At 43.1% G+C, this 394-nt stretch carries 1 pseudogene; it reads left to right on the forward strand.

The features are described 5' to 3' along the window. Window positions 1-223: 223 nt before the first annotated feature. A pseudogene (locus ACLWS4_RS37690) lies at window positions 224-394 on the forward strand (dipeptide epimerase); the annotation flags it as partial.

Below are 394 nucleotides of genomic sequence, written 5' to 3' on the forward strand. Positions count from 1 at the left end.
TTTTCCTTACAAGCCCGGGGGCATCCTGCGGTTTCTGATAAATGTAAGGATCAATTTCAATATCGGCAACCCGGGGAGAAACTGCTTCAATTCTGTTGATAAATTCACGAGACCCGATTACGGCAATTTTTGTAGCCATCATGCACCTCTTAACTTTAAACGCCTATTTAACGACAATATATCAAATCATCAGAAGTTTTGTAAACAGAAAGGAAGTTTTACGATGCAAATTACCGCAATTCATTTATACGCCGTCCAGTTTCCCTTGAAAGAACCGTTTGTGATCAGTTATCATGCTTATCATACCATGCCCGCAGTGATTCTGAAAATGGAGACGGATGAAGGGATCACGGGCTACGGAGAAGGGGTCCCGGATGAACATGTGACCGGCGAA

The sequence above is a fragment of the Kitasatospora sp. SC0581 genome (assembly GCF_048159585.1).
Classification (GTDB): Bacteria; Actinomycetota; Actinomycetes; order Streptomycetales; family Streptomycetaceae; genus Kitasatospora.